We start from the raw sequence: 24,943 nt of genomic DNA, 5'->3' as shown, positions 1-24,943 counted from the left end.
CGCCGCAGGAAATCACCCGCCCAAGGGATGTCCGCGGATGCACGACCCGGGCCCCAGTTTCATCAGTCGAGGTGAAACACCTCGTCGCATGGGGCCCACCAGGCTCCCTCCGGACGGTCCGCAAGAGGCTCCTGCATCGGCATGCAAACTTTCCACCACTCCTGCGTCAGGGGATCCGCCGACATTCTCGCCATGTCCGCCGCATGGTCGCCACCCGCGTATTCATAGTAGCTGAACAGGTAGGCGCGCCCGTCGGGCATCCGTCGCAGATGGATTGAATAGTTGCGGATGTTGCACTCCTTGATCTTCGCGAGCACACCCGGCCAGACTTCCGAGTGGATTCGGACATAGTCGGCGATGGACTCATCGCGAACTCCAATGACGGCTCCATAACGTTTGGTTTTCATTCGGGAATGGAAATGCAATGCAAACAGCGACTGTCATCGAACCGAAGTGTCGCAGGCGACGGGCGACGCATGCCTTTCATTGAATCCGCACATTTCAAACGTCAAGCACCGCGACATTCCCTGCTTCCTTGAGCAGTGAAATTCGCGCAATCCAGTACGTGGCGTGCCGTCCACCGGCAACAAGCATCAATTTTTTAACAGCATCATCTCTCCGCGGCATGCTCATTACATTATCGTCATCTTTCTAACGTTTCCAAAATTGTCGCGTCTGATCACTTGTGTCCTTCATTGGCGAATTCAATGTATGTCCGGCCTGTTGGAGCTGGATGCTCGCAATTTTTGCTGTCTCATTTTCTTCGCTGCCCGCCCAGGGGGATGCTTGGAGGATCTCCGATGCAATTCATTCGGATCCGGACAATGAACCTGGCTCTTCACCGGGACGACGTCCGGAAAGCCTTCTTTCAAGAGAATATGCCTCACTGCTTTTCGATGACACGAAGTCGGTGCTGACCTCTCCGCTGCGCTGGAAGCGGAACGACTGGCTTGTCGCTGGAAGCCTCGCCGGCCTCGTTGTCGCCTCATCCGTGTCCGATGGCGGGATCAAGGAGGAATCACAGGAAACCATAACGCCCAAGCGCCGCGCATTCACAGCGAATGCGCAGAGATTTGGCGCCGAAGGCTCCTGGGCTGTCATCGGCGCGTTCGAAGTCTGCGGAATTCTCGCAAATGATGGAAAGGCCAAGGCCGTGGCGATGGACTGCGTCACCTCCAGCATCATCTCGGCCGGGATTGTCGCGCCCCTGATAAAACTCACCGCAGGGCGAGTCCGGCCCAACGCGTCCGAAAGGACCTTTCAGTTCAAACCGTTCAGTGGGAACTACTCGTTTCCGTCGGGGCATGTGACGCAGGCCTTCAGTGTCGCCTCCGTGATCGCCGCCCACTATGACCAATGGTGGGTGAAGGGCCTCGCCTACGGGGTGGCTGGCGCTGTTGGGTATTCTCGGATTGAGCAGAACTCCCACTATGCGAGCGATGTATTCGCGGGTGCCATCATCGGCACGGTGATAGGGCGAACCATTGTACACCGCCACAACAAGCCAAAGGACGCGGACATCACAATGACCCCATTCTTTGACGGCCTGAGCAGCGGGATAATGTTTGCCAGGAGATTCTGATCCATCCGCAAGACCGACATCCGCTTCCGTTCGTCAACCCAGCTTCAGCACATTGAAATCAAGGCGGCGTCAAAGCGGATCAGCCACCTACATGCCCAACCTCTGCAAGCTCTGTCAGCAGCCCCTCGAAGACAGCGCCCTTGGCAAATGGTGGACCTCCGTCGAGGAGGCCTTTCACTGCGACTGAGGCGGCTCGATTCCCCCCGAGCCCCAAAGGGGCGCAATATCCACAGCCCATGGCAACGCCATGGGTTTCCATGACAAAACTGTTGTTTTTAGCCCTGCAAGGGCGATCTAACACACTGATGCGAAGAGAATTGCAGCGCTCCCGTCAGCGCGCGGAATCTTAACCCGTAGATTGAAGCCGACGCGATTCTCGCGAGCTGCCAAATCACAAATGGAGTCGCGCAAGAGATCCTGCAAGTGACTATTGAGACAGAGACTCAAACTCTTTATTGCATTCGTCACTGTTTCCCTCATTGCTGGCGAGTCTTGCATGCGCGGAAGACCCGGCAGTTCCAATCATCGCAACAATAATCGCCATTAATTTTCCTATGACTTGCTCTCAAACGACAGGCCAATCCCTGCATCGCCAATTGACTCGCGGGATCCTCCTGATTTCCGCGTTCCACGCGGTGACATCCCTCGCCAATGCAGCGGCGGTTCCGAGCTATCTCCCGGAAAATGGCGAGGTGATCCGGCTGGATCAGTTCGAGGTCAATGGACAGCGCGACAAGGCGGATTATGCGGTCGCGCGCTCCCGCACCGCGACCAAGACAGACACCGCATTGATCGATGTTCCCCAAGCGATCACCGTCATCACCCGCGATCTCATCGACGACCAGGCGATGCTGAGCCTCGGCGATGTCACCCGCTACGTGCCCGGGGCGGGCATAGCCCAGGGTGAGGGCAATCGGGATACTCCCGTGTTGCGCGGCAACAGCACGACAGCCGATTTCTTCGTGGATGGGATCCGCGATGACGTGCAGTATTTCCGCGACCTCTACAATGTGGACCGCGTGGAGGTTTTGAAGGGCCCCAATGCCATGATCTTCGGCCGCGGTGGATCCGGCGGCGTGATCAACCGGGTCATCCGGCAGGCCAATTGGGCTCAGCATCGTGACTTCTCGTTCCAAGCAGGCTCCTGGGAGCATTACCGAGGCGTCATCGACTTTGGTCAGCCGATCAATAACGCGCTTGCATTCCGAGCCACCGGCATGCTGGAGGATTCGGGCAGCTATCGCGAGAGTGTCACGCTGAATCGCAGGGCGATCAATCCCACCCTGGCCTGGCAACTCTCGCCTCAAACCATCCTTCGCGCCGGTTTCGAGTATTTCCACGATGAACGCGTCGCAGACCGGGGCATCTCGAGCTTTCAAGGCCGGCCGGTTGTCACCGCACCATCGACATTTTTCGGCGATCCGGCGCAGAGCTCAACCTGGGCCTACGCCAGGACGTCGTTTGTCTCGCTCGAACACACCTTTGCCAACGGCTCGTCCCTGCGCAACCGGCTCAATTTTGGCGACTATGACAAGTTCTATCAAAACGTTTTCCCTGGCGCCGTGGATGCAACGGGAAACAACGTTTCGATCGCCGCCTACAGCAATGCAACGGCTCGCCGGAACTGGATTAACCAGACGGATTTCGTGATCCCTCTCGGGACGAATGCCCTGAAGCAGACGATCCTCGCCGGCCTCGAACTGGGTCATCAGGAGACGGATAATTTTCGCAGGACGGGCTATTTCGATTCGATCAGCCCGACGACAACGTCAATCACCGTGCCGGTCTCCAATCCACGCACATCGCTGCCCGTTTCCTTCCGACAGAGCGCGACGGATGCCGACAATCACGGCATCGCGAAAACCGTGTCGATCTATGCGCAGGATCAGATCGAGCTTTCGCCACGGCTTCAGGCGATCCTGGGTTTGCGCCTGGAAAGTTTCGACATGGACTTTCGCAATCACCGCACGGGATCGAAAGTGGAGAATCGGGACAATGAGATTTCCCCCCGTGTCGGAGCGGTGTTCAAACCCGTCGACCTCCTTTCCCTCTACGCCAGCTACAGCCGCACTTTCGTTCCGCGGGCCGGCGAGCAACTCTCGTCGCTCACGCTCGCCAACCGCAGTCTCGATCCGGAACGCTTTGAAAACCTCGAAATCGGCGCGAAATGGGAGTACCGCCCCGACCTGATTCTCACCGCGGCAGCCTATCAGCTCGACCGCAGGAATGTCGCGATTGCCGACCCCTCGGATCCGACTAAATCCATCCTCGTGGACGGTCAGCGTGCGAAGGGCATCGAGCTCGGCATCACGGGTCGCCTGACCAGCGATTGGAGCATTGTGGGCGGATACAGTTATCAGGACGGAAGCATCAAGACCACACAGTCATCCACCATCAAGGCGGGACAGCGTCTCGGCCAGTTGCCACGGCACAGTTTCTCCCTGTGGAACCGTTACGATCTCAATGCTCAATGGGGCGCGGGACTCGGCATCATCCATCGTGGCGCCATTTTCGCCTCCGCCGACAATCGGGTTTCGCTGCCCGGGTTTGTCAGACTTGATGCAGCCGTGTTCTTCAAGCTCAACGCCAGCGTCCGGTTTCAGCTCAATGTCGAGAACATGCTCGATCGGAAGTACTATTCCCTGGCGCACAGCAACAACAACATCACACCAGGCTCGCCACTCGCCGTGCGAGTGGGCGCCGACATCCGATTCTGACAGGCACGACCGGGACGTGCCCGGCCCCGAATGCAGGGACCAACGGCATGGAATCCCCCTGAGTCTCACGCCCGCTGCGCTCAAGACGCAAGGACGCAAAGGTTTCAGGCAACACCCCTCTTCTTTGCGTCTCTGCGTCTTTGCGTGAGCCCAGCCCACCAACCGCTTCGCCACAACGAAACAAGAGGTCTCGCTCCATCTCAAGACAACTTCGACGGCGGGCGCGCACCCTGACGCAATCCTTGAAGCGCACCGCGCCTTCGCGTTTGGTTCCTCCGGCGCTGTTGTGCGACGCACGTCCCCTGGTCACGACAGAGTGTGCCATTTTCAAGGCGAACCTACGCCTCGGCTCGAGCCCCCTCTCCATCACGCTTCTCCCGCGGCGCGGGTCGGCGGCCCCAGTGGTTCGCGAGGATCGAGCCGGAGATGTTCATCCAGGGACTGAATATCGCCGCCGCAAGTCCGACCGTCGCGAGTTTTCCCATCGCACCGGCCAGTCCGGAGGCCATGCCCCCGTTCTGCAGGCCGACCTCGAACGCCACGGAACGGGCCGAATTCCTGTCCAGCCCCGCACCGCGGCTCAGCCAGTACCCGAAGAAATACCCGGCGGCATTGTGCAGCATTGACGCCAGGAAAAGCAGTGCGCCGACCTTGAGCAGATTGTCGCGGCCTGCGGCCGTTGTCACCGTCGTGAAATACACAATGCCGGCCATCGAGACGAGCGGCATCCGCGTATCGAGCCGCGTGAAGATCCTCGTGATCTGATGGTAGGTCACACCAACGGCGACCGCACCGAGGGCGAAGGCGAAAAGCTCCAGCATCAGCCGGAGGCCTGGTGACTGCCCGAGCGCCCAGGCGTGGTCCTGCGCCGTGAAAATCATCACGGCCCCAATCCCGCACACGATCTGGGCCAGCATCCAGCCGCGGCGGCGCCCGTCCGTCACGCGCTTCAAGTGATCGTGAATCAGCGCCGCAGCTATCGGTACGAGCACGATCTTGATGATCTCAACCATCAGGCCCAGGAACCTCACCTCGACCAGCGTGCCGGCCAGCAGCTTCATCAGCAGCGGCGTCATGATCGGCGCAACCATCGTCGTCACCGCCGTGACGGTGACCGACAGGGGTAGATTCGCCTTCGCAATGTACGTCATCACATTCGAGGCCAGCCCGCTCGAGCAGGATCCGATGAGAATGATGCCCGCCGCAATCTCCGGCTCGAAATGAAAGACCTTCGTCAGCGTCCATCCGACGATCGGCATCACCGAGAAATGGCAGACAATGCCGACAAGCACGCCCCGCGGCGCCTTCGCCACCCCCGCAAAGTCGTGAAGGCTCATCTGAGTCCCCATGCCGAACATCACGAGCTGCACAACAATCAGGATCACCCACTTGTTGCGAAGATCGAGTTCGCCCCACTGCAGGAACGCGGATGGATACATCATCGCTGCGACGACAGCAGCAAGGATCCAGGCCGTGAACTGATACCCTTTCAGCGACCGCACCGCTCCCAGGCCGATCGCCAGCGACACCGCAGCCGCCACCGCCGCAGCCTGCCACAGCGCGGTGTGATCAAGCCCGAGGCCGGCGATCACGATCAGCGCGGAAATACCGGCAAGCAGCGGGCAGACTTTTCGAAGGGGATTCATGGATGGGAAGCGTTGCTTGAAAATTCAGCGGAGATGCCGGCGATCTGACAGGCGCAATGATGAGCACACCAGCTCATCGCGATCGAAGACTCCTGGAGGCAATGCGTCACAATACGGTTGCCAGGTATTCGATCGCGAGCGGCGGACTGGCGAGGATCGGCACCCGCTTCTCTGATTCGGTCAGAGTGTCGACCACACGCGCCATCGAGGCCTGGGCCAGCACAATCACATCAACTGAACGCGAAAGCTCGCGAAGCGCCGCAGCAACAATCGTGTCGTGTTTCTGCGCGTCGCCGGCCATCAGTGCATCGAACGCACCGTCACAGAGTCGCGAGGTCAGTTCCATTTCCCTGCCCGCCGCCGCGGCGCGGCGCCTGACCAGATCCGCCGTCGGGGTCAGCGTGGTCGGCAGGGTGGCGATCACCCCGATGCGGCGTCCCGTCCGCACGGCGCGATCCGCCATCGGCTGGTCCACCCGCAGCACGGGAACCCTCACCGTCGGGGCCGCCTCCTCCACCGCGGGTCCGATCGAGGAGCAAGTGACAAGGATATGGTCGGCTCCACCCGACGCCGCGGATCCAATGTACGCCGCGACGCGCGCCGAGATGTCCGGCGTAATGCCTCCCTTCGCACCGATCTGCCGCACGAGGCTGTCGTCGACAATGTTGAAGGTCTCCACCGACGCGAGCTTCGCCTTCGTCAGTTGCTGAAAAACGGGGACAAGCGTCGCCGAGGTGTGAATGAGAGCGAGGGTCTTCTTCATGGAAAATTCGTGGTCACCAGAGAAACGGCGGGATTCGCGACAGTCATGTTTAGGATTCAGTCCCCCGCACCGGCCCGGAGGCAGTGCCACCAGCCGCCTGTCCGAAATAGTCAGGCGCCCCGACCTGCCCGCCCTTGAAGTTCACCAGCATCCCGTCGACCGGTGAATCGGTCGCATGCGCCCGGCAGAGCGGCGCGCCGGGCGACAGCGGCGCGGCCATCTCGAGCGACTCAATGCCCAGGGTCCGCGCGGCGTAGCTTGAGGTGTCTCCTCCCGCCACCACAAGGCGTCCAACACCCGCTGCTGCGATCGCCGCACGCGCAAGGCGGCCAAGTCCCGCTCCGAGTTTCTCCGCGCCGACATGCACCTCCGCCCGTCCTGTGTGGGTGCAGGCGATCACATGCCTGCCACGGCGAAGACCATCCACGACCTGCTCAAGCGTGCTCACAGCGTCAGGATGATTGGGATCGGCGTCGACAATTTCAAAACCATTGCCCCGCGCCCATTCCACCTGCCCAGCAGTAACCGGCGAACAGCTTCCCGACACAGCGAGCAGCGGTCCCTGCGACTCTGCACGTTGATGCTCGGATGGTGGCACAAGCATTCCTTCAGACGTCCAATACGAACACAACGCCGCTCCGACACCCGAAGAACCCACAACAAATCGCGTTGCACCGGGAAGATTCTCGAGGAGCTCTCCCGCGTGAAGCAGATGCGCCGCGTTCAATCCGTCGATCAGGACGATCCTGCTGCCCGAAGTCCGCAGCCCCGCCCAAGCCGATGATGCATCGTTCTCAAGCGCCCTGAAATCGAGCAATCCGATCGGCAGGGTTGTCTGACGCCCCAGATGCACGACCAGATCCGCCTCGGTCATGGGTGTCACCGGATGCCGGCTGATGGATGGGTGACGATCCAACCGGTGGATAATGCCCGCGCTTCCAATGCCATATCGCGCGAATAGATTCCCAAAGGCGCAGTACCGTCCCAGTGCGGGTGCGGCCACAAGCACCGGGACCACGGCGGTGCCGAAAACCTCGGCGCCGATCTCAATCGCACGGCCAATGCTTCCAACCGCGGGCGAGGAATCGAACGTCGAGCAGACCTTGTAGTGCACATGCCGCGGCGACAACGCCCGCAACGCGGTGAATGCAGGGCGCAGTTCCGTCTCCATCGCATCCGGTGACAGCGATCGCGAAAGTGCCGCGACTCCCACGCCATCGAGACCGCGGCACTCGTCCGCTGCCGGCGCGCGCAGGAAGAGCCTCGTCCTCAATCCCGCGCGGGCGAGCGTCTCGAGCGCATCGGTTGCGCCCGTGAAGTCATCCGCAAGATAGGCCAGTCGCAGCATGGCTCAATGCCGGCCAAACTTCGCGACCGATTTCGCGAGTTCGGGATGCTTCGAGGCGGCCTCCGCCATTGTCATCCCCTCGACCGCCGCATCCCACCACTTCCTGAGCGCGCGCACGCCCGCCGCCGGGCCGTCTGGATGCGCCTGCACGCCGCCGCCGGCCATGTAGAGCAGGTCGACGGTCCGGGTGCGCCGCCAGGTTTCGGGCGCCTGCCCTCCCCACTGACCGGAGGAGACTACGGGAAGCAAAGGCCGTCCGAGCGGTTCCGGCGCAAGGCAGGATTCAATCGATCGAACAACGGAATCGTCCGATTCCCAGAACTTGTTCGCAATGCCGTTCACATGAAGCTGGTCGACCCCCGCGAGTCGCCAGAGCTTCTGATACGCCGGAAACTCAATGCCGAGCAGCGGGTGGCGGTTGAGCATGCCCCAGCCATTGCGATGACCGTGGATGGCGAGCCGCCCGCGATCGCAGATCCGCTTCACGGCGCTCAGGCCGACGCTGTTGATGCTGAGCATCACGCAGGTTCCGCCCGCGGCGAGGACCTTGTCATAGTGTCGCTCCATCGCATCGCATTCATCGCTGATGTTGAACGCGTACATCGCCTTGCGACCCGTGCGATCCGCATGGCGGTGGATGACCTTCATCACGGCGTCCACCCGCTCATCCAAGGGCGAGTGAGGAGGATTCGCCATCAGCTCATCGTCCTTGATGAAATCGATGTCCGCGCCGACGAGTTCCTCCACCATCTCCGCCGTCTCCGCCGGAGAAAGCCCGATGCTCGGCTTGATGATGGTGCCGATGAGCGGACGGCCCTTCACCGCGACGAGTTTTCTGCAACCTTCGACACCAAACGCCGGACCTCGAAACGCGACGGCAAAGGCGGGAGGCACGCTGAAATTGAGGAGCTTGAGTCCGGAGAACTGCGCGAGTTCGTAGAGATTGCCCTGAAGTGTTGAAACCAGCGTGGGCAGGTTGGTGCCGAAGTTTTCCATCGACCACGACACGACCACCTCCGCCCGCTGGTAGCGCGCGGCGGCGTGGCGGCCTGTCGGCAGGGACGGCTCGCCAACGCACTCGCGCATCACGATCGACTCCACACGCGCGGCAAAGCGCGCCTTCAATTCCTTGGTCTCCCCCGGCACAGCCACAAACGTGCCTGAGGACTGCTCGCCGGCCAGAGTGGCGGCAGCCTGCTCAACCGGGAACCCCGTCTCGATCAGATAGGTGGCGGTGACGCGATCCATGGTTGTCGATGGCTTTTCAAGAAAATGAAACGATCGTTGGGCCGCGGCGGCCTCATCCTTGTCCACCCGCTCGCTCCGAAGCGATCTGCTCCAGCGATTTCCCTGACGTGTCGGGCATGAAGAAGAAACCGACGGCTCCGCTGACGACGAGGAAAAGGGTCAGCATGAGCGCGAGCGCATGAAAGTTCGGGTTCTGGTCATTGATGAGCATGGGTGCAATGAAACTCCAGACGCCCAGAAGGACCCGCGCCGCGCCAAAGGTGATTCCCTGCGCGGTGCCGCGCTGCATCGTCGGAAACAGTTCCTGGCTGAACACCTTGTAGAACGCCTCGCCGGCCAGCGCCGCACCGACGCCAAATAGGATGGTGTTGGCGAAGACGGTTGGCACCGTGTACGGCACAAACATGAGCATGCCCCACGCGGCGATCTGAAGGACCGAACCGCCACCCCACAGCCATTTCCGCGCCCTAAAGCTTCGATCGGAGTACGGCATGAAAATGAACACTGTCGCGAGCATCGTGCACAGGAATGAAAGGCTTGCCAGCCCGGTGCCCACCGCCTGGGCGTGCGTTTCGCTGACGTCCCTTCCGCCGAGCAGCACACGGTTGAAGTAGGCGCCAAACGCGCCCACAGTCCCAGCCGTGAGATTCCAGAATAGGTAGATGGTGCCCGTCCACAGCATGGCGCGCACATTGGCGGGCGAGAGGAGGGCGGACACCTGCTCGCGAGCCGTGGCCGCCGCGGCCTTCCATCGTGCGGATTCAGCAAGCCCCCGACGCAGCGCCCAGGTCACGAGCGCAACCACAAACAGGTGAAGAAAGAGGATGCGGTTGCCGAGCAGGCCGAGCGGGGCCAGCGCCATGGCCAGCCAGAGCACCACCGATGGCCCCAGACACCAGGCCACCTGTGTGAAGCCGAGCAGTTTGCCACGCGCGCGGGCCGGGGCGAACTCACCCACCAGCGCGAGCGAGGTCGGGACATCCGCGCCCACGGCCACACCGACGACAAAGGTGCCGGCAAACAGCATCCCTGAGTTCACGGAGAGCGCCACGCAGAGAATGCCGGCGGCGTAAACCAAGAGGTCCCACTGGTAAATGCATTTGCGCCCCAGCTTGTCCCCCAGCCACCCTCCAGCGAACGCACCCAGGGCGCAGCCAATGGCGTTGGGACCTATGGCCTGCAAGGCACCGACCGCCCCCTTGGTGAGATGAAACTCGTTCTGAAAAGCCGCCAGGCTTGCGCCAAGCGCCACGATCGAGCCGGCGTCGAGATAGGAGGCCATGCCTGCAAGGGCGGACCATTTCCATTGCTGTCGCGTGACTGTTGAATCGTCACCGGATGATGCAGCCGAGGCGGGGGATGTGTTTTCGCTCATGGATGTGGGGGAAAGGGTTCAGTGGTGGAGGGAGTGAGCGGATATTCAGCGTGCGGGCAACCAGACGCTCATCTCTGTGTCGCCACGATTGCCCCAGGCGTAGTACGGAATGGCCTTGATGCGCACCGCGAGCGGCTCGCGGTTTCCAACCTCGCGGTAGAGTTCGCTCCCGCTCCAGTCACGGCGCTGAAGCGCCAGCGCTTTGAACGAAAGCGTCATCAACGACGCCCCGGAAATGGTTTCACGCCGGCTCGTGAACGCCGCCTTCGATGAGAGATCGAGGACGACATCCTTCAATCTGACGCCGGCGGGCAAATCATTCGATTCCACGCAATAGACAAGCGGGCCGTTCTTGATGGCGACCTGCCCGAGCGTTTCTTCGACAAGTGGATTGGCCTCCCAGAGCGTCGGCTTGAAGTTCAAGACAAAGTCGACCGTGTCCCCGGCCGCCCACCGGCGTTTCACGCTCGCGTAGGCGCCGGGCTTGATGACGGCATCGCTCGCACTTCCATTGACGCGCAGGCTGGCGCCATCGCGCAGCCAGCCAGGCACGCGAAGCTTGATCGTGACTTCGCCCCCGGGGGCCTCGTCGACGACGAGTTTCACCGAGCCATTCCAAGGATAGTCCGTCTCCTGGCGCAGCCTGATGCGCGCGCCGCTGTCCGCCCAGACGGTATCCAGGGAGCTGGCCGCATACAGGTTCACCCAGAGCGTTCCCGGCGAAAGCGCATACACGTAGTTGTGCGCCTCGGCGATCGTTCTGACGACGTTGGGCGGACAGCAGAAGCTGACCGGAATGTTTGGCTCGCGCGTGCGCGACCAGCGCATCGGCCAGTGGAAATCGTGCAGCTTTCTGAGGGCGTTGACGTAGAAGTAATCCTTTCCATCGAGACTGATGCCTGGCAGGACGCCGTTGTAGAGCGTCTGCTCGAAGAGGTCGGCGTACGCGGCGTCACCGGTCACGGCGAGCTGCCGCCAGATCCACATGCCATAACCGATCGTGGCGCAGGTCTCATTGTAGGCCGTGAGATTCGGCAACTGATAGTCGCGGCCATAGGCCTGATGAATCGTCTTGATCGAGCTGTGCCGCGTGTAGTCCACGCCATCCGGCGAGGCTCCGTCATAAATCGCGCCGGTCATGCCGGTGATGTAGAGTTTCCTGTCCGCCACGTTGTCGGAAAGCGTGGAGAGTGTCTTCAGCAGCGATGAATCCCCGTCCTCGGTGAACACGTCGGCGGCGCCGGCGTAGAGGTAGTTCGCACGGACGGCATGCCCGACGGCCTGCGTCATCTTCCGGAATGGCAGACGATCCTGGTTCTGATCGGAGCCGACTTCCGGAGACACGAGACTGCGGATCTCAATGAGCTGCCGTCCCAGCTCGAGGTAGCGCGGTTCGCGGGTCGTGCGATATAGCTCGACCACCCCCATGTAATGCGAGGGACAGATGGCATTGCGCGCAAGTTCAGCCGGTTTCTCGCGGCAGAGCCGATCGATATAGTCCGCCGCCTTGCGCGCGAGATCCAGCATGCTCGTCTTGCTTGTAATGCGATAATGGATACACGCCGCCGTGATGAGATGCCCCATGTTGTAGGTCTCGAAGTGCTCGCGGTCGGCAAACTCCCGCGCCTTCTGCCCCGCCCTCTGCGGGATGATGGTCTGCGTGTGCAGGTAGCCATCCTCGCGCTGCGCCTTCGCGATGACGGCGATGATCTCGTCCATCTTGCGGTCGATGGCGGGATCCCGGGTGACCGCATAGACCTGGGCGAGCGCCTCGAACCACTTCAGAAAATCGCCGTCATTGAAGGGCGGTCCCAGAAACTCGCCCTTCGCCAGCCCCGCGGCGATGAGGTAGTTTTCCCAGGCATGGCTCGCCTTGGCATCGCTGAGAATCCCCCACATGTGCGGAATCATCGTCGCGCGGCACACCTCGAACCGCTCTCCGAGAAGACCGCCGGACCATTTCACATCGTCCAGGTCGGGCATGTACATGACCGCGTGCGGAGAGCGCACGGTGTCGACGAGCGCCTTCTCCCCTCCAAGCGCCGGCACCGGCGCAAGCACGGCGAACAGAAGCAGGATCCGGGTGTTGCACAGTTTCAAAAGTGATTTCGATTGGCTTGATGTCTGCATGTTCGGAATGGATTCAGAGGCTCGATGGGGCGGGGACTGCGCAACGCATCATGAGCCCTGCAAAGTCGTTGAGGAAATCCTTTCTGCAACGGCTGACCGTCTTGAGTCCCTGGCCCATGTTGAAGATCGTGTCATGGCGCGAGTACGGAGCGGAGTGCGCGGTTCCATCCGCTGTGCATGGCGGCGACCCGGGCACCCGGCAATCCGGGTGAATAGGCCGTTTCGGCGGGAGGTGCGCGGAAGAGGTCGTCGATGGATGCGAAAATCCCGAGTCCGAGCTGTCCCGCAAGCACGGCTCCCAGCGGAGAGCAGTCACGCGCATCCGCAACACGGAGCTCCGTTTCCGCAAGGTCTGAAACAAGCTGCATGAGAAACCGGCTCGCGGTCGGCCCTCCGTCGGCATGCAGGCTCCCCGGCGGCACATCGGCCGCGGCTCTCAGCATGTCGAGTGCGTCCTTCACCTGAAAGGCTATCGATTCGAACGCGGCCCGCGCAATGTGCCGGCGATCGCTGGAGCTGCTCAGTCCGCTGATCGCCGCGCGCGCGTCAGGCCGCCAGTGCGGCAGCCCAAGACCGTTGAAGGCGGGAATGAGGTGCACACCCGCGCTGTCGGGAACCGATTCGGCGAGTCGCTCAAGCTCGGGCACGTCAGGCATGCCCAGCTGATCGCGCAGCCAGGTGAGCGTCGATGCCGCCGAGATGATGATGCCTTCATGCGCGTAGGTCGGGACGCCGCCATGCACCCAGGCGAGCGCCGTGAGTATTCCGCTTCCGGCGTTTCGGGGCTTCCGGCCGATGTTGAGCAGCACTGACGAGCCCGTGCCAAAGGTCACCTTGGCCGATCCGGGATTGAAGCACCGGTGGGCGAACAGCGACGCCTGCGAATCGCCCATCACTCCCCGTATCGGGATGGATCGTGACAGCAGACCGTCGAGCGTCGTTTCACCAAAATGAGCGGAACCCTCCCTCACCCCGGGCAGCGCGCGCAGGGGAACATCCCACAAGCCGCAAAGCGCCTCGTCCCATTGCAACGCGTGAATGTCGAAGAGAAGCGTGCGGCTGGCATTGGTGGGATCGGTCGCAAACACCCTCCCTTCGGTCAGCCGAAATATGAGATACGCGTCCATCGTTCCGACGAGCGCACTGCCGTCGGCCAGTCTCCTTCGAATCTCCGGATCCTCCCACACCAGCCACTGCAGCTTCGATCCGGAGAAATAGGCATCCAGCTTGAGACCGGTCTTGCGGCGGATGAGCGGCTCCGCACCCGCATCGCGATGCGCGGTGCAAAACGCATCCCCGCGCCGGCACTGCCAGACGATGGCCGGCGCGAGCGGCCGTCCGGTCACACGGTCGAAAACCACAATCGTCTCCCGCTGATTCGTGATGGAGAGCGAGACGATTTCCTTTCTTCTGCGACTCCACCGCGTGAGCAGGCTGCGCAGGACCGCCAGCGTGTTTCGCCATATCTCCTCGGCGTCGTGCTCAACCCAGCCGGGGTGAGGATAGTGCTGGCGATGCTCGAGCGACTCGCGGTCGATTGTCACGCCGTTGCGATCGAAGAGCAGGGCCTTCGTGGCGGATGTGCTTTGGTCCAGAGCGAGAAAGAGCATGCAAGAGATGCGGCTGGAATCCTCAGCGCGAACCAGTGACAGGTTGATCGAGGAGTTCTCGTGCGCGCGCAGCCAGCCCCTCCATCGAGATTCCGTAGTGGCGAAAGATTTCGGCCTGTGCGCCCGTGACGGTGTCCTCGTCCGGAATACCAGCCATCCCAAACGCGGGCCTCAAGCCGGCGCCCAGCAGCGTCGAGGCAACGGCCTCGCCGAGGCCTCCGTGAATCATGTGTTCCTCCACGGTGATCACGGCGCGACACTCCCTGCCGGCCGCAAGCACAGCCGCCGCATCGAGAGGCTTGATCGTATGGACACTGACGACGCTCGCCGACACGCCGGACTGAGCGAGCAGCTCTGCAGCCAGCAGGGCATGCACGACAGTCTCGCCGCTTGCGAGGAACGCCACGTCGCGCCCCTCACGAATTGTGATCGCCACACCCGCTTCAAAGCGGGCTTGCGCAGGAGACACGTTGAACATCGGTGCCTTGCCAAAGCGGAGAAACACGGGGTGTGCAGCAATGGCAGCGTAGCGCACCGCTTCACGGGTCTCGAAATTGTCCGCGGGCGCGATGATCGTGATATTGTGGATCGCCCGGAGCACGGCGAAGTCATGAAGCGAATGGTGCGTGGAGCCGAGGGCACCGTAGCTTACCCCCGCACTGATGCCGACCAGCACTCCCGGGACATCCGAATAGCACAGGTCGTTCTTGATCTGCTCGAGCGAACGAGCGGTGAGGAAGCAGGACGGCGACACCCCGAAGGCCTTCTTCCCACAGGCGGAAAGGCCGGCGGTGATGCCGACCAGATTCTGCTCGGCAATGCCGACTTCAACGATCTGTTTTGGCAGGACCTTTCCGAACGGCGCAAGTCTGCCGGAGCCCCGCGAGTCCGAGGTAACGGCCACGATCGTGGGGTCGATCGATGCAAGCGACTGCAGGGCGCCGGCAAACTCCTCAAGATTCGCGCGACCGCTCTTCAATCCGAGCATTTCGGCCATGACCAGCGCGGCCGGGGTGAACATCGAAGGTGCCGGGGCGCTCATGTCAGCGTCTCCCGGCATTTCTCCTCCGCTGCGTTGAGTTCAGCAAGAGCCTGGGCAAGTTCAGCGTCGCTCGGGACACCGTGATGCCATTTCGCGACGTTTTCCATGAAGCTGACTCCCTTTCCTTTCACGGTGTTGGCGATGACAAAGAGGGGTTTGCCGGAATGCGGTGTCGAGAGAGCGGTGACAAGCGCCGCGAAATCATGTCCGTCCACCACGCGCACCTCCCACCCAAACGCCCGCCACTTGTCCTCCAGCGGATCATTGCGCATGACGTCGCGCGTGTGCCCGGTGATCTGAAGCGTGTTGTGGTCGAGGATGGCGGCAAGGTTGTCCAGCCTGTAGTGCGACGCAGCCATAGCCGCCTCCCAGTTGGATCCTTCGGCGAGTTCGCCGTCCCCGAGAAGCGTGAAAACGCGGAACGCATTGCCATCCATCCTCGCGGCGAGCGCCATTCCAAGGCAGATCGGCAGGCCGTGGCCGAGCGCGCCGGTGTTCATCTCGATGCCCCGGATTTTGCGCGTGGGATGCCCGACGTACTTCGATCCATGGCGGCAGACCGTGTCGAGATCCGCATCGGGAAAATAGCCGCGGTCGGAAAGCACCGTGTAGAGCGCCTCAACGCAGTGCCCCTTGCTCTGCACGTAGCGGTCGCGCGTGGGTGCGTCGGCCTTCTCGGGAGTTATCGAGAGCACGCGGTTGTAGAGCGCGCTCAGGATGTCGATGCACGACAAGCCCCCGCCCGTGTGTCCGGCGCCGGCATGATGGATGAGGCGCAGCATGCGCCGCCGAAGCGCAAACGACTTAAGCAGGAGTTCCCGGTCGGTCGACATGTCAGCCCTGCTCCGGCTCGTGATGATAGACCTCCCACCCCAGGTAGCGCTCGAACGCCTCGGCGAGGATGCCGGCCGTGCGGGATGCGTTCATCACCACATGGTGCTCGAAGCCCTCGAGGCAGACGTAACGCATCAGCTTCTGCAGTCTGGGCACGTGCGCGACGGCACGATTGCCAAAGGTCCGGAGTTCGTCGCTTGTCAGCGCGCCTTCGCCGACGTACGTGCGGATCACACCGCGCGAGTCATCCGTCGTGATCCGGCCATAGGTAAGCGGGGCGGCCGGCGTGCGCCCATCGAGCGCACCCCAGGTGTTTTCGACGCCAATCGTGGATCCGAGGATGGGGGCGTTGAGGATCTTGATGTCCGGCAGGAACGACTTCGCCCAGTTCCCGCAGTGGAAGAGCACGCACTTGTCCGCGTCGGCGCCATAGTTGTTGTTCCAGTCGACGATCGCGGACGGTGAAGACGCGGCCAGTTGCATCGCGTACATGGTCAGCACGCCGGTCACGTCGACTTCGCAGGCACTGGGCAGGAAGTTTTCGCTCATCATGCTCATCGACGTGCAGACATTGCACCCATGATTCGCCTGAACGGATGTCCAGCACTGGATTGCCGTGGCATCGAGGTGATTGGCCGCGACAAAGTCATCGAGCACAATCCCCAGGCGGGCCATCTGCGCGAGTTTCGCCGCGGGCACCGCCGTGGCATTGGCATAGGCCTTGATTTCGTCGACCTTCCCTGTGAGGCGCTTGTCGGTGTCGCCGATCTTTGAGGCCGCGCCGATGATCTCGGACAGGTCGACCGTGGTGACGCTGATGCCATGGCGCTCAAGGATCTTCTCGGAATAACGCACGGTGTTGAACGCGCCCGGCCGTGCGCCCACGGCGCCGAGGCGCACCTTTCGAAGTCCCTGAACCACGCGGCACACGGCGGTGAAATCCAGCAGGTCCCGCCTGAAGGAGGCGTCGAGCGGCCGCACCACGTGCGATGTCGTCAGCGTGAACGGAATGCCCGCCTGGCGCAGGTTGTTGCAGACGGAAATCTTGCCGCACCAGGCGTCGCGCCTGCGGATGACATCGAGTTTGTCCAGTTCGTCGGGATAGGCCTGAATGAGAACCGGAACATTGAGCCCCGCCATCTTGAGCGTGTCGGCGACACCTTTTTCGTCGCCGAAGTTCGGCAGGCAGACGAGCACGCCCGAAATGCGTTCGCGATTCCTTCGAAAAAGCTCCGCGCATTTGCGTGCATCGCGGTGCGTTTCAACGCTGCCCAGCTTGCTGTCCGCGGGATCGAGCATGACCGGCTCGATGCCAAGCTCGGTGAAGAGCTTTGCGACGTCCGCCCGTGCGTCGGGCACCAGGCGATCGGGAAAGAAATCGCGGTTGCCGAAGATGACGCCGAGAGTGGCGGGAGACTTGTTCATGATATTCGGAGGGAGTTCGGCACGCCGGCGATGGGAGACACTGCGGTTCAGGGAACGCGGATCAGGCGGATGGCCATGTAGGGTTTTCCCGGGAGAGGAATCCTCGCGCCGTTTGCATCGGTGAAGTAGTAGTCCCAGCGGTCGCGGCTCGTCTTGTTGCGCTTGAGCACGATCGTCTGCGCGAAGGGCTTCACGGTCATTTCCCAGGTGTCTATCACTTCGGCCCTGAAACGCATGCCGTCCTCCAACTGATTCTTGTAGATTTCCGGCACCCATTCCTTCGGAGCTGAGCGGCCAAAATAGACCAGGTAGTACTGGGCGGGCTGTCCGCCGGTGTGGGGCTCGGCCAGACCATCACCGATGGGAGTATTGCGACGGGCATACGGATCAAACCATTGATCGATGGGATCGATGCCGTCCGCCGGGCCCTCCTCCATGATGCGTCGGAGAAACGCGAGCCGCGACGGACTTTCGCCCTTGAGCACGCCCCCCTGGCCCAGCCACACGACATCATTCGGTTCGCCGAAGAACTCGCTGTGCCCCACGTAGGTGCCGGCCACCGTGCCCGCCCAGAAGCGGTGCACCATCTCCTGCGCGCTGAGGTCACCCCAGCGGAACGGCGAATCCCCCTCGTACTTCACCTCGTCGTAGACGACCGGCTTGCGCCAGACGTCACGATAGAGCTCGGCGCGTCCCGCATCGTTCAATGCCGAGCCATTCTGGATGCTGGCATGCGTCACCCAGGGATGGTTGTTGTTGTACATCCGATAGCCGTTGTGGATGGAGCGCAGATGGCCGTAGGGATCCGCTGCCTGCACGATGTGAAAATAGCGGTCCCAGTCGGCGTCGGTCTTGACCCGCATGAAATCGTATTCATTGGCCATCGACCACCAGATGTTCCGGTACGCGGCAAGGCGCGCCACAATGTAGCGAAGATAACGGTCGTCCGTGGCCGCATCCATGATCTCCAGTCCCCACTCCTCCTTGTCGTCATAGGGATGGAAAAGGATCAGATCGCACTCGATCCCGAGATCGCGCAACTGACCGACGCGCTTTTCAAGGTGCTGAAAGAAATCCGGGTTAAAACGCGTATAGTCGAATGCCCGGGGTTTTCCCTCGAAGGGCCAGCGCGGTGGCGGCATATTCTTGCTGCCGTGCGCCTGCGGGAAAACGCACATGCGGAGCTTGTTGAATGGGGACATCGCAAGAGTCTTCAGCGTCTGCTCCTCCAGCGCCTCCGGGCGATGCGTCCAGGTGTAGCTCGTTGTTCCAATCTGCCGGAAGGGCGTTCCGTCCGCGTAGCCGAAATGATACGTATTGCGCACCCCGACGGGACCGTGGTTGCCCCTGCCCGGCGGCGTGGCGGTGAATGTACCGCTCTGATTGGTGAGCGGCCAACGGTTGCTGCTGGTCACGTAGCGCCAGGTTCCCTGATGTTCCGGCATGAAACGCACGCGATAAACGCCTCCTCCGTCGTAGAAGCCGTCCACCTGGCGGGTGTGCGTTCCGTCCGTGAAGGAGGCGGAAAAACGCACATCCAGAAACGGGTTGCCATCGGTCGGTCCGTCCAGGGCAAGCTCGAAGATGGACCACTGCTCAACCGATGCCGGGGGAGGTGGCGGCGCGTCAGCCCGAACAAATACGGTGGACAAACAAAGGATGGAGAAAAGGAGGAGCGTGCGCATGGATCGGGGTTTGGGGGAAGGGGGAGGAATGTCCGGCTGCGGCGTTCCCCCGAACGCCGCAGCCGGACGACTGACCGAAGACAACAGCACCTCAGAATTTCATGTCAGCCGAGAAAGTGATTTCCCGCGGCGGATTGTAACCGCCGTTCTGGATGAATCGATCGTTGGTGAGGTTGTTGCCGGAAATCTCGAGGCCAACGTCGCGCCCGAAGATCTTGACGCCGTACCGGACAAAGGCGGTGACCAGGAAGTAGCCACCCTTGATCGGAAGCGGTGCCGTGACCGGGTTGTCGACCTGGATGGGACCGTAGGCGCGCGAGAACCCGCCGCCGATGGCGAGCTTGTCAAGTGACCCATCGCGGAAGCTGTATTTGGCGAAAAGCGTCAGCGCGCGCGGCGGCACCTGCGTCAGGGGCGCGTTCCACGCCGCGGGATTCGGATCTCCGGGCAGGATCTTCGCGTCGGTCTTCGCATACGAAAGGATCGCCTGAAAGTTGCGGTTGGGCTGGTACTGCAGGCTGGCCTCATAGCCCTTGCTCTGGGAGCCGGGCGTGAAGGTGACCGTGTCGTCGACAAGTCCCGCGGCGTAGTCGACGATCGCACGGGGATCGTTGATCGCGAGATTGGACTTGTGGATGTTGAAGACCGTGAAGGTGCCCGAGATCTTTCCATCCATCGCGTCGACCTTCACACCGTAGTCATAGGCCTTGGATTCCGAAAGCGGGCGCGGCGTCTGGTATCTGACCGTGCGGCCATTGGATTCCGCCGTCTTCGACCAGATGTAGTACACGCCAACATTCTTCGTCACCTGGAACAGCCCGCCAATCTGCGGCAGATTGCGCGTGATCTGGAGCTCCCGGTACTGCTGGCGGCGAAGTCCTCCAAGAATGTGGAGCTTGTTGTCGATCGCGCTCAGGCTTTCCGTGACAAAATAGTCGGCCTTGCCCCAGTCATAGGTCGTGATGCTGTCATTGAACCAGACCGGCCAGGAATTGTAGTTGAAGTCCGGCGTGTAGTAGCGCTTGGAAAGCGGGTCGCTGACGCGGCTCATGTACGGCGACGCAAGCGTGTAATCGATCGCCCCGATCTTCTTGGGCTCCGGCGCAAAATAGCCGTTGCGGTCGTATTTCGTGGGGAAACGGTTGCCGGAAACACCAAACAGCGTGTCCGACTTGAAATACCTTGTCTCGAACTGAGCGAGGAAATTGGCCTCAAAATACTGCGTGTGTTTCCTCACGTGCTCGTAGATCGGCATGCTCGACAAAAGGATGTGATCGGCGGGGGGAACGGCCACGTTCTGATAGCCGATGTCACGCACGGCTGAGAACGTGAACATGGTCAACTGCTCGACCTCGCTGTAGTCGTCGGCCACGATGCCCAGGAACCTGAAATGGTCATTGAAGCGATGCTCGATGCGAGCCTCATGGCGGCGGCGGTTCCACTCCGCCCATGACCACGGTGCGATGCCGGGATTGCGATCGTAGCCGACAGTACCTCCCAGCTGTTCATTGAACGGAGCCAGGATCATGGTGTTCCAGCCATCACGCTTGGGCATGTAATAAAAGCGGATGCGCTCGAACGTGCCCTTGCGGTGACGGAAGGAGAAGTCGTAGGAGAGCGTGGTGTTGCGCGAGATGTTCCAAGTCACGCTGGGATTGAGGACCGTGTCGTGGATCGACTGGTAAACAATCCAGGTGTCGCCATCCTGACGCGATCCATTGACGCGGAAGAGCACGCTTTTGTCCGCGGTCAGGGGACGGTTGAAATCGAATTCCTCGCGGAATCCATGCTCGGACATCCAACTCGCCTTGAGGTAGCCAAGTGCCTTGGTCGTCGGCTTCTTGGTCACGTAGTTTACGACACCGCCGGGAGCCACGAAGCCGTAGAGAATGGCGGAGGGGCCTCGCGCGAGTTCAATGCGCTCGATGTTCGAGGAGTCCGTCCAGGCATTGAAGCGGATGCCATTGCGCAGGATCGCGCCTTCGTAGCCGCGGAAAGTGAACGTCTCCTGGTCGGCCCACGTGCGACCGGAGTTTGTGACTCCGGCCTGGGTGTAGGCGAGCGCTTCCGTCACACGCTGGACGTTGAGGTCATCCAGGAGCTCATGGTTAATCACACTGACGCTCAGCGGGGATTCCTTGAGCGGGGTGGCGATTTTGGTTCCAGTGACGATGTCCTTGGTACGATAGCCGTAATCGCTGTCCGAGGAGACCGTGAACGGACTCAGGACAACGACATCGTCCTTGGATTCGTCTGTCGGGGAGGCATGGGTGGAAACCTGTGCTCCGGCATTACCGGCGCACAGGAGCGGGATGATGCTGAGGGCAGTGCGCCACAATGGAGCGCTCTGTGAATTGCGTTTCATGGCCTGGGATCTCTGGGAACGCTGACACGCTTCCGGTGCGTGAATGAGGCGCACGGTGGAGAGGTGAAAGCAGATTTTGTGGAAGTGAGGCGCCGCACCGGGGGACGAACAGAGCCGATGATGGATTTCTGACGACACTCCCATCCTATCAGGATTCCCCTATCCAATCCTCCGGCCTTCTTGAGAAAAGTCCCGGTATCCTAGGATTGCCACGCAGGCGAACTGCGACTGAACCACGGCTCAAGTCCAAGAAAACAATCCTCCCCCAGCTTGCTCTGTCGCTGTCATTCCTCCATGCGGGCGATCGGCAGATACAGCAGATTTCGGCTTTGTCCTGCGCGCACTTGCATTGATGTGCGCTTACTGGGCACTGCCGCGGTGTTTCAATGTCCTGTACCAGCAGAGCAGTCCGCCGAAAATCAGTGCGATGAACAATATCATCAACGGATGGACCTGGGCGAATGCACGAGGACTCCTGTTGGGAAAGGAAATCTGATCCACGATGCCGTTGATCGCGACGCTGGCTGCCATGGCGAGGGACGATGCCCGCGGTTAATTCCCCACGCCCATTGTAGGCAAACTGCCGATACGTGGCCGCTGTAGTCGGCAATGGCGGTGCCCCTCTTGGAGTATTCGAGGTCATCTCGACCACCACAACGGATAGGGGTTACCCCATGAGAATGACTCCAAGTGTGGCTCGGGCCCCCCGCCCGGGCTATTTGTTTCAGATTCCTGAGTCCCGCCCAAGCTATTTGCAGGCCACACTTTGAAGCAAGCGATTGCGCCGTGTCAGCGCTTCTCGCGGAAGCCGGATTTCGGTACTCACAAAAAAAGAATGGAGGGGCGCGCTCTGTCGTGCCCAGGCGACGCCGATCAAAAGACGCCGCCGGCTCAATTCCCCATCGGCATCGCACAATGCGGCCTCAAGTTGCACTGGCATGCCTCAGCCCAACGGGGCGATACAACCCCTGCCGATGGCGAAGCGATGGGTTCGAGGTGAGCGACTGAGTCGGAATCGGGAGCCCAAAAGGGGCGCCATATCCCCAACCCATGGCAACGCCATGGGTTCACGGGTGAACCGAAAACACAAAGCCCTGAAAGGGCGGCACATTTCTCTCGAGTCAGCGCCGTCCGGCTGCCCGCTGAGGCCGGTGCTGTTCGACCACTGACGGTTCCCGATGGAGTCGTAGGCGTATTCATGCCCATTTGGGATTGAATTATGCGAAAAGTGAAGTTTGACCCCTTTGGCTGAGCTTTCGCAATCACCGCACGGGATCGAAAGTGGAGAATCGGGACAATGAGATTTCCCCCCGTGTCGGAGCGGTGTTCAAACCCGTCGACATCCTTTCCCTTTACGCCAGCTACAGCCGCACTTTCGTTCCGCGGGCCGGCGAGCAACTTTCGTCGCTCACGCTCGCCAACCGCAGTCTCGATCCGGAACGCTTTGAAAACATCGAGATCGGCGCGAAATGGGAGTATCGTCCCGACCTGATTCTCACCGCCGCAGCCTATCAGCTCGACCGCAGGAATGTCGCGATTGCCGACCCCTCGGATCCGACTAAATCCATCCTCGTGGACGGTCAGCGTGCGAAGGGCATCGAGCTCGGCATCACGGGTCGCCTGACCAGCGATTGGAGCATTGTGGGCGGATACAGTTATCAGGACGGAAGCATCAAGACCACACAGTCATCCACCATCAAGGCGGGACAGCGTCTCGGCCAGTTGCCACGGCACAGTTTCTCCCTGTGGAGCCGTTACGATCTCAATGCTCAATGGGGCGCGGGACTCGGCATCATCCATCGTGGCGCCATCTTCGCCTCCGCCGACAATCGGGTTTCGCTGCCCGGGTTTGTCAGACTTGATGCAGCCGTGTTCTTCAAGCTCAACTCCAGCGTCCGGTTTCAGCTCAATGTCGAGAACATGCTCGATCGGAAGTACTATTCCCTGGCGCACAGCAACAACAACATCACGCCAAGCTCGCCACTCGCCGTGCGGGTGGGCACCGACATCCGATTCTGACAGGCATGGCCGGGACGTGCTCGGCCCCGAATGCAGGGACCAACGGCATGGAATTTCCCTGAGTCTCACGCCCGCTGCGCTCACAAGGCTCAGAAGATGGCATCAAGAATTTGCATTGTGATCCGGGTATCTATCGCGTGCAAAACGGATACGACAGTGGAGTGCCGTCCGAATGCGGCTATGAGGAGCAGGAAAAGACTCAAGACGACGAAGATTGCTGCCACGATGGCGGAGTCTTTCACGAGAAACAGCCATGCTGCGAAACCGCCCGCGATGATAGCACCGACTAAAACAACGAGTCGCTCCAACGGCGAGTAGGTCTGAATTCGAAGCTTAAGAAACGCCTCCTTGCTCATCTTGCCTGAACGCATCGCGCGGTTCGCCTCTTTGAGGCACTCACGTTCGAGGAACTCTAGCTTGCGTGGAGAATACGCCATTTTCGGATAACGTTCAAGATGAGCCACGGCCGCCTGAGGCCGTTGGCTCTGGCGCCCGGTTGGGCTCCTTTTCATTCTTCTCGTTCGTCTTCTCGTTCGATTTCGACAATCACTACTCGTTTGACCGGGGCATCGACCCAATAACTGAACACGAACCCTTCAGTGGCGACATGTGCAATAGAACGGCCGTCACCGTCCGGCAAAATATAGTCGGGCTCGGCAAAGGGCTTCTGGCAATCGCATAGGCTATATCCAGCAGCTTTCTTTGTTTACGCCCGGACTGGCAAATGACGAACTCGCTCGCCTCCTCCTCGAGGACAATACGAAAGCGGGCAAGCTCATTCACCGGCGATACGCTTTTCGAGAGCTTCAGCGGTAACGAAACGCCCGGCTTGAACAGCACGAATCTTCTTTGCCGTCGCACGTTTCCACTCGGGTGTACTGTGGCGCAAGCGAATGAGATACGACTGTAACTCTCTCAGCTCGCGCGGCTTGAGCCGCTTCATCTCATGCTTGATCGCGAGGAGTGTCATGGCATCAGGATGCGGGTGATGGGGACTTCGTCAAGGTGGCTTGCGCCCAACGTTCAAGATGAACCACGGCCGCCTGGGGCCGTTGGCTCTGTCTGGCGACTGGTTGAACGAATCCGCGGAGCGGCGGAAGAGGCTGGGGAGTTGAGCTGACGTCGGGGGCATCGATGGGGTGAAGCTGGCGGGG

Annotated in this window: 19 protein-coding genes; 3 read left to right on the top strand and 16 right to left on the bottom strand. The window is 61.1% G+C overall.

All coding sequences use genetic code 11. The features are described 5' to 3' along the window. Positions 1-62: 62 nt before the first annotated feature. The gene (locus HS122_16760) at positions 63-407 is read right to left on the bottom strand and encodes an L-rhamnose mutarotase (GenBank protein MBE7540047.1); all 345 of its coding nucleotides are present in this window, start codon (positions 405-407) and stop codon (positions 63-65) included. 503 nt (positions 408-910) lie between these two features. Here HS122_16760 and HS122_16755 point away from each other — a divergent pair. Continuing rightward, positions 911-1,582 carry a phosphatase PAP2 family protein gene (locus tag HS122_16755; GenBank protein ID MBE7540046.1) on the top strand — a complete coding sequence of 224 codons (672 nt, stop codon included), beginning with the start codon at positions 911-913 and terminating at the stop codon, positions 1,580-1,582. A gap of 554 nt (positions 1,583-2,136) precedes the next feature. After that, positions 2,137-4,299, top strand: a complete 2,163-nt coding sequence (locus tag HS122_16750; GenBank protein MBE7540045.1) for a TonB-dependent siderophore receptor — start codon at positions 2,137-2,139, stop codon at positions 4,297-4,299. 338 nt (positions 4,300-4,637) lie between these two features. On the opposite strand, the gene HS122_16745 is transcribed toward HS122_16750, so the two are convergent. The 13 genes from HS122_16745 to HS122_16685 form a co-directional block, all read right to left on the bottom strand. Then, a complete protein-coding gene (locus tag HS122_16745; protein ID MBE7540044.1) occupies positions 4,638-5,945 on the bottom strand; it encodes a bile acid:sodium symporter family protein in 1,308 nt (435 codons plus the stop codon). A 106-nt stretch (positions 5,946-6,051) separates the two neighbouring features. Continuing rightward, complete coding sequence (locus HS122_16740; protein ID MBE7540043.1) at positions 6,052-6,708, bottom strand: aspartate/glutamate racemase family protein; 657 nt, start codon at positions 6,706-6,708, stop codon at positions 6,052-6,054. 49 nt (positions 6,709-6,757) lie between these two features. Continuing rightward, positions 6,758-8,056 carry a four-carbon acid sugar kinase family protein gene (locus tag HS122_16735; GenBank protein MBE7540042.1) on the bottom strand — a complete coding sequence of 433 codons (1,299 nt, stop codon included), beginning with the start codon at positions 8,054-8,056 and terminating at the stop codon, positions 6,758-6,760. A 3-nt stretch (positions 8,057-8,059) separates the two neighbouring features. Beyond that, complete coding sequence (locus HS122_16730) at positions 8,060-9,304, bottom strand: ribulose 1,5-bisphosphate carboxylase (GenBank protein MBE7540041.1); 1,245 nt, start codon at positions 9,302-9,304, stop codon at positions 8,060-8,062. A gap of 52 nt (positions 9,305-9,356) precedes the next feature. Next, entirely contained in the window at positions 9,357-10,679 is a 1,323-nt protein-coding gene (locus tag HS122_16725; protein ID MBE7540040.1) for an MFS transporter, read from the bottom strand. A gap of 45 nt (positions 10,680-10,724) precedes the next feature. Further along, complete coding sequence (locus tag HS122_16720; protein ID MBE7540039.1) at positions 10,725-12,809, bottom strand: glycoside hydrolase family 127 protein; 2,085 nt, start codon at positions 12,807-12,809, stop codon at positions 10,725-10,727. 131 nt (positions 12,810-12,940) lie between these two features. Then, positions 12,941-14,419 (bottom strand): glycerol kinase GlpK, encoded by a 1,479-nt coding sequence (gene glpK / locus HS122_16715; protein MBE7540038.1) that lies wholly within the window; start codon positions 14,417-14,419, stop codon positions 12,941-12,943. A gap of 22 nt (positions 14,420-14,441) precedes the next feature. Then, entirely contained in the window at positions 14,442-15,416 is a 975-nt protein-coding gene (locus tag HS122_16710) for a transketolase family protein (protein ID MBE7540037.1), read from the bottom strand. A 41-nt stretch (positions 15,417-15,457) separates the two neighbouring features. Then, positions 15,458-16,294: a transketolase gene (locus HS122_16705; protein ID MBE7540036.1), complete on the bottom strand. Its 837-nt coding sequence runs from the start codon at positions 16,292-16,294 to the stop codon at positions 15,458-15,460. 1 nt (position 16,295) lies between these two features. Continuing rightward, positions 16,296-17,720 carry a fucose isomerase gene (locus tag HS122_16700; protein ID MBE7540035.1) on the bottom strand — a complete coding sequence of 475 codons (1,425 nt, stop codon included), beginning with the start codon at positions 17,718-17,720 and terminating at the stop codon, positions 16,296-16,298. Between the two features lie 47 nt (positions 17,721-17,767). Beyond that, positions 17,768-19,405, bottom strand: coding sequence for a DUF5060 domain-containing protein (locus HS122_16695; GenBank protein MBE7540034.1), 1,638 nt, complete (start codon positions 19,403-19,405; stop codon positions 17,768-17,770). A gap of 91 nt (positions 19,406-19,496) precedes the next feature. Continuing rightward, positions 19,497-21,770, bottom strand: coding sequence for a TonB-dependent receptor (locus HS122_16690; GenBank protein ID MBE7540033.1), 2,274 nt, complete (start codon positions 21,768-21,770; stop codon positions 19,497-19,499). Between the two features lie 360 nt (positions 21,771-22,130). After that, complete coding sequence (locus HS122_16685) at positions 22,131-22,301, bottom strand: hypothetical protein (GenBank protein ID MBE7540032.1); 171 nt, start codon at positions 22,299-22,301, stop codon at positions 22,131-22,133. A gap of 750 nt (positions 22,302-23,051) precedes the next feature. On the opposite strand from HS122_16685, the gene HS122_16680 reads away from it, so the two are divergent. Next, entirely contained in the window at positions 23,052-23,789 is a 738-nt protein-coding gene (locus HS122_16680) for a TonB-dependent receptor (GenBank protein ID MBE7540031.1), read from the top strand. 89 nt (positions 23,790-23,878) lie between these two features. On the opposite strand, the gene HS122_16675 is transcribed toward HS122_16680, so the two are convergent. Together HS122_16675 and HS122_16670 are read right to left on the bottom strand one after the other, a co-directional pair. Continuing rightward, positions 23,879-24,253, bottom strand: a complete 375-nt coding sequence (locus HS122_16675) for a hypothetical protein (GenBank protein ID MBE7540030.1) — start codon at positions 24,251-24,253, stop codon at positions 23,879-23,881. Positions 24,254-24,564: 311 nt separating this feature from the next. Further along, positions 24,565-24,759, bottom strand: a complete 195-nt coding sequence (locus HS122_16670) for a hypothetical protein (protein MBE7540029.1) — start codon at positions 24,757-24,759, stop codon at positions 24,565-24,567. Between the last annotated feature and the right edge of the window lie 184 nt (positions 24,760-24,943).

The sequence above is a fragment of the Opitutaceae bacterium genome (assembly GCA_015075305.1).
Classification (GTDB): domain Bacteria; phylum Verrucomicrobiota; class Verrucomicrobiia; order Opitutales; family Opitutaceae; genus UBA6669.
Note: the sequence above shows the minus strand (reverse complement) of the source record. Positions and strands in the feature narration are given on the sequence as shown.